The sequence below is a fragment of the Streptomyces sp. SID5643 genome, assembly GCF_009872555.1.
GTDB lineage: Bacteria > Actinomycetota > Actinomycetes > Streptomycetales > Streptomycetaceae > Streptomyces > Streptomyces iakyrus.
Genome location: NZ_WWIC01000335.1, coordinates 1 through 209, shown reverse-complemented (window position 1 = coordinate 209; position 209 = coordinate 1). Strand labels below are relative to the sequence as shown.

General features: G+C 75.1%; 1 protein-coding gene. It reads right to left on the bottom strand.

Translation table 11 applies throughout. The annotated features are described in order from the left end of the window. On the bottom strand, positions 1 to 209 hold a 209-nt coding region (locus GTY56_RS35310), incomplete at both ends, for a hypothetical protein (protein WP_202511170.1).

The window sequence follows — 209 nt, the reverse complement described above, 5'->3', positions numbered from 1 at the left end:
GGGTTCCGTCGGGACGACCGCGGTGACCGCCCCGCCTTCCGGCGTGACGACCGGGACGACCGTGGCGGTTTCCGGCGTGACGACAACCGTGGCGGTGGGTACGGCCGGCGTGACGACCGTGACCGTGGACCGCGCAGGGACGACCGCGACCGTGGTGGGTTCCGTCGGGACGACCGCGGTGACCGCCCCGCCTTCCGGCGTGACGACCG